This is a genomic window from Armatimonadota bacterium, assembly GCA_020354555.1.
Classification (GTDB): domain Bacteria; phylum Armatimonadota; class Hebobacteria.
In genome coordinates this window covers 1,675,650-1,683,751 of sequence record CP070648.1, presented here as the reverse complement: position 1 = coordinate 1,683,751, position 8,102 = coordinate 1,675,650, and the positions used below count along the sequence as shown (strand labels likewise).

The 8,102-nt window shown below is 65.4% G+C and carries 9 protein-coding genes; 1 reads left to right on the top strand and 8 read right to left on the bottom strand.

Annotation, left to right across the window (positions count from 1 at the left end):
* The coding region (locus JSV65_06870) for a polysaccharide biosynthesis protein (GenBank protein ID UCH36071.1) at positions 1 to 451 on the top strand (451 nt) is incomplete at its 5' end.
* On the opposite strand, the gene JSV65_06865 is transcribed toward JSV65_06870, so the two are convergent.
* From JSV65_06865 to JSV65_06830, 8 genes are all read right to left on the bottom strand, one after another.
* Complete coding sequence (locus tag JSV65_06865; protein ID UCH36070.1) at positions 409 to 1,158, bottom strand: glycosyltransferase family 2 protein; 750 nt, start codon at positions 1,156 to 1,158, stop codon at positions 409 to 411. The two genes, JSV65_06870 and JSV65_06865, sit on opposite strands and share 43 nt — an antisense overlap.
* Positions 1,155 to 2,240, bottom strand: coding sequence for a glycosyltransferase family 4 protein (locus JSV65_06860; protein ID UCH36069.1), 1,086 nt, complete (start codon positions 2,238 to 2,240; stop codon positions 1,155 to 1,157). The genes JSV65_06865 and JSV65_06860 overlap by 4 nt, the downstream gene beginning before the upstream one ends.
* Before the next feature lie 8 nt (positions 2,241 to 2,248).
* A complete protein-coding gene (locus JSV65_06855) occupies positions 2,249 to 3,046 on the bottom strand; it encodes a glycosyltransferase family 2 protein (protein ID UCH36068.1) in 798 nt (265 codons plus the stop codon).
* Positions 3,047 to 3,056: 10 nt separating this feature from the next.
* Positions 3,057 to 3,998, bottom strand: a complete 942-nt coding sequence (locus JSV65_06850; protein UCH36067.1) for an EpsG family protein — start codon at positions 3,996 to 3,998, stop codon at positions 3,057 to 3,059.
* Between the two features lie 71 nt (positions 3,999 to 4,069).
* The gene (locus JSV65_06845) at positions 4,070 to 4,801 is read right to left on the bottom strand and encodes a DUF616 domain-containing protein (protein UCH36066.1); all 732 of its coding nucleotides are present in this window, start codon (positions 4,799 to 4,801) and stop codon (positions 4,070 to 4,072) included.
* 6 nt (positions 4,802 to 4,807) lie between these two features.
* On the bottom strand, positions 4,808 to 6,736 hold the full coding sequence (gene asnB, locus JSV65_06840; protein UCH36065.1) for an asparagine synthase (glutamine-hydrolyzing): 1,929 nt from the start codon (positions 6,734 to 6,736) through the stop codon (positions 4,808 to 4,810).
* Between the two features lie 30 nt (positions 6,737 to 6,766).
* Positions 6,767 to 7,174: a glycosyltransferase gene (locus JSV65_06835; GenBank protein ID UCH36064.1), complete on the bottom strand. Its 408-nt coding sequence runs from the start codon at positions 7,172 to 7,174 to the stop codon at positions 6,767 to 6,769.
* A gap of 534 nt (positions 7,175 to 7,708) precedes the next feature.
* Positions 7,709 to 8,102, bottom strand: a 394-nt coding sequence (locus tag JSV65_06830; protein UCH36063.1) for a class I SAM-dependent methyltransferase, incomplete at its 5' end; no start/stop codon positions are given.

Sequence of the window (8,102 nt, the reverse complement as noted above, 5' to 3'; positions counted from 1 at the left end):
GGCCGTCGAGCTCGTGATCCCGGCCGGCGCGGTGGGCCTCGACGGCGAGGCGCTGGTGCTCGACATGGGTGAGCCGGTGAAGATCGTCGAGTTGGCCCGCGAGATGATCCGGCTCGCGGGTCATCACGACGACGAGATCGAGAGCGAGTTCAGCGGCCTGCGAGCGGGGGAGAAGTTGTATGAGGAACTGCTAGCGGATGGGGATGCGACGGTCCCGACGCTGCACCCGCGCCTACGGCTGGCGCGGCTACAGGCGCCCAGCGCGTTGCCGCAAGGGCTGCCTAATCTGGTGCGAGCCGAGGGTGCAGCTCCCGACGACGCCGACGTCAAGGCCGCGTTGCGCCGAACTACCCAATTACAAGGCTGCGGCCAAGGTAGACCAACATCCAAAGCAGTGAGAGCCAAATCCTATCGCGGGCGCACCTCGCGATTCGTACTCGTGGCGAAGTAGCGGACTGCACTCGTCAGATGCCACCGTAGGTGTGTCAGCCTTCGCCGGCTGGCGCGTTGGGCATCGTGAAACACCGACGAATGTGGGTCGAAGCCGACGTTCCATCCTGCGCTCCGAAGGCGGCGGCAGATATCGACATCCTCGAAGTACATGAAGTAGCCCTCGTCGAAGCCGCCAACCTGCTCGAAGGCCTCACGGCGGAAGAGCATGAACATGCCTGCCACCCAATCTACCTCGATCGGATACTCGGGCCACAAGTAATCGGGCTCGCGACGGCGCAGTAGGATGCGCCGCGCGAGGCGCGCCAGTGTCGGGAAGCGTCGTGCGCTATCCTCGAGCGTTCCGGCGGAGGAGAACACGGCCGGCGCGCACGCGCCCATGCGCGGGCGGGCCAGCGTGTCGAGCATTGGCGCCAACTGCAGTGGCCGTACGCGGATGTCCGGGTTCATGATCACGAACACTTGGCCGCGCGAGATTGCGAAGGCGGCATTGTGGTTGGCCCCGAAGCCCTTGCGTTCTCTGTTGCGCACCACGGTGATGGGCAGCGACGGGTAATCTGCAATGAAGCGCTCGTCCTCGGGGATGTTAAGGGTAAGGACGACCTCGTGGTCGACGTCTACGCCACAGGCGAGATCGTCGAGCAAGCCACGCACGAGCGCGCCTTGGCCATGACTGACGATCGACAGGGTGACGATCGGCAATGTCATGACCGCACCTCTGATTGGGTGGCGGACCACATCGCGGCGGCGACTGACACGGCGCGCGACTGTGATCGGCGCAACCCGGCGTCGAACACCGCCCTCGCCGCCGTCGAGTAGCGCTGCAGCGCCTCTGGGGAGGTCAGCAGGTCGTCGATGCGTTGTGCGATCCGCTCCACGGGCCAGTCCAGCGGCAGCAACAGTTCGCGCAGTTCGCCGGTCATGTAGGCCCGCACGCCGCCGCTGTCGCGGCACAGTGGCACGCAGCCCGATCCCATGGCTTCCAGCGGCGGCAGCCCGAAGCCCTCGTGCTCGCTGAGCATGAGGAATAGCCGCGTGCGGGCGTAGAGCGCGCGCATCGCTGCCGCATCCGGGCGGACGTCCAGGTGCGATGCGTGCGCGGCCACTTGCGCGGCGATGTCATCGTCGGGTGTAATGACGGCGGTAGTGCGGTGCTGCGGCCCGCAGGCGAGTTGCTCTAGTGCCTGGCGATACAGATCGAGCCGCTTGTGGTCGCCCTTGCGCAGCATCATCACCACGTCGATGTCGCGCTCGCGGTTGCCTTCGTCGCGGAAGGCGGCATCGGCCCAGATCGGCGCCTGCACGGCCACCTCGAGGCCGAGCGCACGCAGCTCGCTGGCGAGGTAGTCGTTTGCCGCGATAAGTCGGCCGCGACGGTAAAGACCGAGCACGACGGCCTTGAGCAGTGCGCGCAGGCCGGCGTGGCGCACGAACCGCCACTCCAAATCTTGCACGAAGAACCAGCGCCGCGAAGGTCGAATCAGCACCGCCAGTGGGGAGGTGGCGTAGTGGGTAAAAATGAAAATCTGCCAGCCGCTACCCCTTCCGCGCGCGGCGCGGCGCGCGAAGGCGAGCATCAGCGCGGGTAGCTGCAAAGCCGCCCAGCGGACCCGCGTGACCCACTGGCTTAGCTCGACGACACGCAAGCCATTCGCCGCAACGGCGTGCGAGCCGCGCCACAGGGTCCAAACGTCGACCTCGTGGCCGCAAGCCGCAAGCTCCTCGCCCAGCCGAAGCGCCTCTTTCACGCCGCCGCTAATGCGCAGCGAAGGCAGAATGACGTGGATCACGAGCGCACTCACCATGGCGCTGCCCGCAAGACGAGCTTCGCGGCGTTGAGCAGCCGCATTGCCAGCCACTCCAGTCCCCGGGTGTGCTTGTCAATGAAGATGCGCTCGGCGCGATACTTCCGCCGCAGTGTCGCCGCCTGCCCCCAGCGCTGGCTGGCCGAGGCGGCGCCCACGTGAATGAGCTCGATGCCCGGGTCATAGACCACCTTCACGCCGGCCCGTTTGGCGCGCAAGCACCAGTCCATGTCCTCCGCATACAACGGGTATTCGCAGTCGAGCAGGCCGACCTCGGCGAATACCGACTTCTCCGTGAGCATGAACGCCATGATGCCCATGCCCACCTCGATCGGCTCGCGCACCGAGGCAAAGTCGCGGCGCGGCCGCAGTGCCCGGCCGAGGCCCGCCAGCTCGCCGACGCAGTCCTGGAAGCTGCCGTCCGCGTTGAGCAGGCGGGCGAAGCGCGCCGTGCCGGCCGTGGGGCGCGACGCTATGGACTGCCATAGCGTCGGGCTGAAGCCGAACACATCGGGGTTCAGCAGCAGGATGCGCTCATGGCGCGCCCGCAGGATGAGCTGGTTGTTGGCGTACGAGAAGCCGAGGTTGCGCGGATCGTGCGTGTACTGCATGCTCGGGCCAAGCCGGTCGGCAAACCAGCGCGCTAGGGTGTCGGAGGGCGAGTTGTCGTAGTAGAGGACCTCCACGTCCTCGAACCCCGCCAGCGAGGCGGTCAGCGCCTGATGGAAGCGCTGCGTTACCTCCACCGATTCGTAGACGACGACACAAAGAGTCAGTGTGAGCGAGGGCATCTATGCAAGGTCAGAAGAGCCGCAGCAGCGGATCGTTGCCGTCGAAGCTGAGCCGCAGCCCGAGCAGCACGTACACAGGCACCAGCAGGCGCACGCCCAGTGAATGGGGCCAGACGCGCGACACCAGCACGAGGAAAAAGGGGATGAAGAGCTCGTAGGTGCGAAACGCGAGAACCGGCAGGAAGCTCAGGGTGTAAAAGCTCAGCAGCCCGACCGCCGCGAACACTAGCTCCATCCGGCCGAAGTAGGTCAGGCGTTCGCGGTGGCGCAGCGCGAGCAGGATCATGAGGCCCTGAGCTATCGGCATCAGGCTGAAGATGTTCAGCCGGTCGAACTCGCCCAGGTCCCACAGATGCGTGTAGTACGCGACCCGGGTCGCAATGTCTAAGATGAAGTCGTCCAGCACGCCAGTGACATAGAGTGCCGGCAGCCCGATCAGCGCGCCAAGCGTCGCCCTTCCGGGGAATCGGACGGCGACGTATAGCAAGATGACGGCGATCGCCGAGGCATGCAGCGTGACAGCTGCGATGAAAAGCACCCACTGGCTCCGTCGCGCGACGTAGATGCCGAGCATGATGAGGCCAAGCGCAAGCGCGATCCGGATCTGGGTGTACTCGTGGAGCCAGAACAGGTATGAGGCATACATCGCGACGAGCACGGTGCGATCCGTCTGCAAGCGCCAAAGGACGGTGGTCTTTGCAGCGCACGTCATGAGGGCGACCGCGAACATCAAGCCATGGAAGCCCAGGCCCGATACGTAGGCGATCCGCGATAGGACGAGATAGCCCGGGTCGCTGCCGAGTGCGAGTTCAGCCAGGTCGGTTTCCGTCACCCACTCGAACAGCATCCGATAGTTCTCGAAGTCCACTGACGGACCGAGCAGCGCGAAGCCGGCGACGACCGCAGCGAAGATGACCGACGAGCCGTACCACAGACATCGAGCGCCGCCCATGCAGATTGAGCCGCGCGCCGAGGCCGGCGGGGCGAGCGCTCCCGGTAGTGCGCGCGGTGACGTGGTCGAATTCATCTCGGCAACCACAAGCGATACAGAGCAAGCTCGGCGGCCAAGCGCTTGGGCAAGCGCTGGACGCGTGTGCGCTGCGTTGCGTGCTCTCCGACACCGAGAACATCGCTGGGATCTGCCCGTGCGTCGGGGCCAACCGTCTCGACGGTCATCCCGGTGGCCCAGAGAGCCGCGCTGAGCAAGGGTTGGTCCCGTCCCAAGCCGTCCTGCCACATGGACCACCAGAGTTCGTCCAGGACGACGACCTCCGGCTCTGTGTGGCGGCGGAACAAGACGCGTGCCTCGAACAAGCCGCTCTTGCGCGGGAGTCTGGCGCGCCTGAACTTCCTGACTTGGCGCCAGACCGGCCCCGGGCCGATGAATCCGAGCCTCAGGTTCTCTCGCAGCTCGGCATAGGCGCATTCCCGGTGGGGATGGCGGAAGGCGGCAATCTTGGCCTTGGACAGGACCGACTGGATCCTTTCCGCCGGGTCACGCCTGAAGAAGATGTTGCCGTCGACGTATAGCGAGAGCTCGCCCTCCAGGCCGAGCCGATGAGGCAGCATCTTGGCATAGCGATTGAGCGCAACCCCACGTAGCCCGGCGACGTGCAGACGGCGGCCTTCCCAGCCGTCGGGGACCTCGACGGAACCATCGTGAAAGAGGATGAACCGGCAATGCCAAGCCGTCGGTACCGGGGCAACCTTGTCGTAGCCGGCGGTGACACAGCTGTACACAATGGGCTCAGTCATGGCTACTCAAGTCGAGCCCGCGCCGCGTTGCAGGTGACGGTGGGACCATGCCGCGAGGGTGACCAGCGGCCAGACCCGGGACGACAGATCATGGTGGCCCTGACAGTGCAGGTCCAGTAGGCGTCGGCAGCGATTAACGTCCAGTACGCGCGCTGCCGATGCGGTACGTAGCATGTCAGACGCCCAAGGCTTCAGTCCGCCGCGCAGCCAGTCTGGCAGCGGCGCCATGAAGCCTGACTTGGGCCGGTCGACGATTTCGCGCGGCACCAGGCGGTACAGGAGGGCACGCAGAATGCGCTTGCCGGCGGTCCCATCGAAGAGGTGCGTGTCCGGCAGCGTGACCGCGAATTCGTATAGACGATGGTCGAGCAGCGGAGCACGGCTTTCCAGGGAAGCGGACATGGTAGCCCGGTCGACCTTGGTCAGGATGTCGCCCGGGAGGTAGGCCTGGATATCGCGCAGCATGGCTTCTCGGCGGTAGCTGGCCAGCACAGCAGGCCTGCGCGTAGGTGCCGTGACCTGCGCTCGCAGCGCCGGGGCCAGGAAGCCCGATGCGTCGCGGTTCAGGGTTTCCAGTAGGTCAGCAAGCGTCTCCGGGGTGCGTGCCCCGCACAGTGCCGCCGCAGTATTAATCCTATGCCACGGCACCCGCTGGCTGGCCGCGGTCGGCATCACGTGACGTAGGGCCGGGGCCAGTACGCGGTCCGCCAGCCGCGCCATTGCACCTAGGGAGCGACGCGCCGGCAAGTGCCACAGGGCCTCGCCGCGGCCGTATTTCGGATAGCCGCCGAAGACCTCGTCCCCACCGTCTCCCGACAGCGCGACAGTCACGTCGCGCCGCACCAGCCGGGCCAGTACCAATGTCGGGATCTGCGAGGCATCCGCGAGCGGCTCGTCGTAAATGTCGGCAAGGGTCGGCACCAGGCATTCGGCTTCCGCCTCGTCCACGTACCACTCGGTGTGATCGGTGCCGAGATGCTCGGCGACGGCCTTCGCGTGCTCGGCCTCGTTGTGACTTGCGCGTTGGAACCCGATCGAGTAGCTGCGCACGCGAGAGCGGGAGGCGTGGCACATGAGGGCAGTGACGACACTGGAGTCGACCCCGCCCGACAGAAAGGCGCCTACCGGCACGTCGGCCTGCAGCTGCAGCACGACAGCATCCCGCAGCCGACGTTCCAGCTCGGTCGTGGCCTCGTGGAAGCTTCCGGCAAACGGTCGCTGCGCGCCGTCGCGCGCGACGGCCACTGGATCCCAGTAAGTCCGGGCGAGCGGCGAGGATCCTGCGGAGGCGGCCGCCCGCAGCGACACGCAGGTCCCTGGGGCCACTTGCCGCAGCTGACGATAGATGCTCCTGTCCGGAGCGACATAACCGCGCTGTACCACGTCGCGCACGGATTCGGCGTCGAGCATGTTGTCAAAAGCTGGGTGCACAGCCAGCGCCCGTAGCTGTGAGCCGAAGAGGAAGGTGCGCCCGCACCAACCGTAGTAAAGCGGCTTCTCGCCGAAGCGGTCACGAGCGAGGTGCAGCACGCGCCGGCGGCGGTCCCAGGCAGCAATGGCGAACATCCCGACGCAATGCGCGAGCGCCGCCGGCAAGCCGTCGCGCTCAATGAGGGTGAGCAGCACCTCGGTGTCGGAATGGCCCTTGAACTGCGCACCACTCCGTGCCAGCGCGCTGCGCAGTTCAGTGTGGTTGTAAATCTCCCCGTTGAACGCGATCACGTAGCGGCCGCTGGCGGAGATCATTGGCTGATGCCCAAGGGGCGACAGGTCGACGATGGACAGGCGTCGGTGGCCGATGGCGAGCGGGCCGTCGATCCACACGCCTTCGTCGTCCGGGCCGCGGTGTGCGATGCGGGAAAGCATGCTCGCCAGTCGCGCCTGTGCCTCCGCGCCCTCCGTTCCCTGGTCGATAAAACCTGCTAGACCGCACATCTCAGGTCCCAATGAGGCGCGAGAATCCGATCAGCCGACGCACCGGATCGGCAGAGACGAATCGTGACGCCACTTCGAGCGACTGCGCACCCAACACTCGGGGCTGGTCGTTGCTAAGGCCGAGGGAGCGACCGATTGCATACGACAGCTGTACGGCGTCGCAGCCTCGAGCGCGAAAATGGACATGACCTCGTAACGCGATGCCAGCACGACGCAGTCAGCGTCGTCCAGACGTTGGCTGATTTGCTGATTGGGGAGCGACTCGACAAATTCGATCTCGGCCGGCGCGAGCCTCCGGGCGATCCCGGTCAGCCGGGCGCGTTCGCTGCCCTTGCCGATGAAGGAGAACCGCACGCGGCGCCGCGCATCCACCAGCACCAGCACCAGGCACGACAGGATGTTGTTGAGGCCCTTTTGATATGCGACGAGCACGTCCATCCGTCCCAACTTCGGGAAGCTGATCCGATCGGCCCGGTTGGTGATGCTACGGCTGCCGCCTGGTTGCATCGGCAGCCAATTCGGTATCACCATGAACCGCCTGTTCGCCATGGGCAGCTGGTCGTCATTCAGGCTTCAGCGCTTGACGAAGGCCAGGTGAAAGGCCGATACCGTGGCTATGTACCGAATACTGCGACGCTGGAGCGCTCGGATGACGCGGAACTTCATGTGCTGCAGGAGGCCAGGTCGCCACACCGCATATTCGGTTTCCGAGGTGGCGTGCACTCGCACAATAATCCGGTCGCGAAGGTACTCGGGCAGGAGGAAGGCGAGGAAGTAGTCGTCGAGGGTTTCGAAGAGGACGCACCGATCTTGAGGGTCGATGCGGTGAGAGGGCTGCGCGCAACGCCGGGTCGACGCGGCATTTATCGATCATGATGTTGCGAGCCTCGCAGGACGACTTTGCATCAAACAGAGATTGGAGAACATAGGGTCAGGGGCTAGTCGCGATATCGGGTGCGATTCTTCGAGTGCCTATTTCCGGCCGAAGACAGCAACCATGTGAGGCGCAGGTCGGCCCTCGAGCAACCTTGCGAGTTGGCGCAGCCGGCCCCGCAGGGAGCCCTTGGCTGTGAAGTCCAGCGTCCTATACCTTTGCAACTGGAATCCATACGGCTGGACCGTTCGGTCCAGCGAGCTGACGGACCAGGTTCGAATGTGCTGCCACTCGTGGTAGACGGCGCCACAGTCCGGGCAAAAGCGCGTAGCCAGGGCGAGATCCTCATCGTTGGGCGTAGTGACGACCAACGTTCCGCCAGGCCGCAGCACCCTGGCCACCTCGGTCAGCATGCCCGCCAGATGCTCGTCCTTCAGATGCTCTACTACCTCGAACAGCAATACGCAATCGAATGCCGCACTCGGCAGGTCG

Coding starts and splice junctions, on each gene's coding strand:
- JSV65_06865 (UCH36070.1), bottom strand. CDS start 1,158: ATGACATTGCCGATCGTCACCCTGTCGATCGTCAGTCATGGCCAAGGC.
- JSV65_06855 (UCH36068.1), bottom strand. CDS start 3,046: ATGCCCTCGCTCACACTGACTCTTTGTGTCGTCGTCTACGAATCGGTG.
- JSV65_06850 (UCH36067.1), bottom strand. CDS start 3,998: ATGGGCGGCGCTCGATGTCTGTGGTACGGCTCGTCGGTCATCTTCGCT.
- JSV65_06845 (UCH36066.1), bottom strand. CDS start 4,801: ATGACTGAGCCCATTGTGTACAGCTGTGTCACCGCCGGCTACGACAAG.
- asnB (UCH36065.1), bottom strand. CDS start 6,736: ATGTGCGGTCTAGCAGGTTTTATCGACCAGGGAACGGAGGGCGCGGAG.
- JSV65_06835 (UCH36064.1), bottom strand. CDS start 7,174: ATGGACGTGCTCGTCGCATATCAAAAGGGCCTCAACAACATCCTGTCG.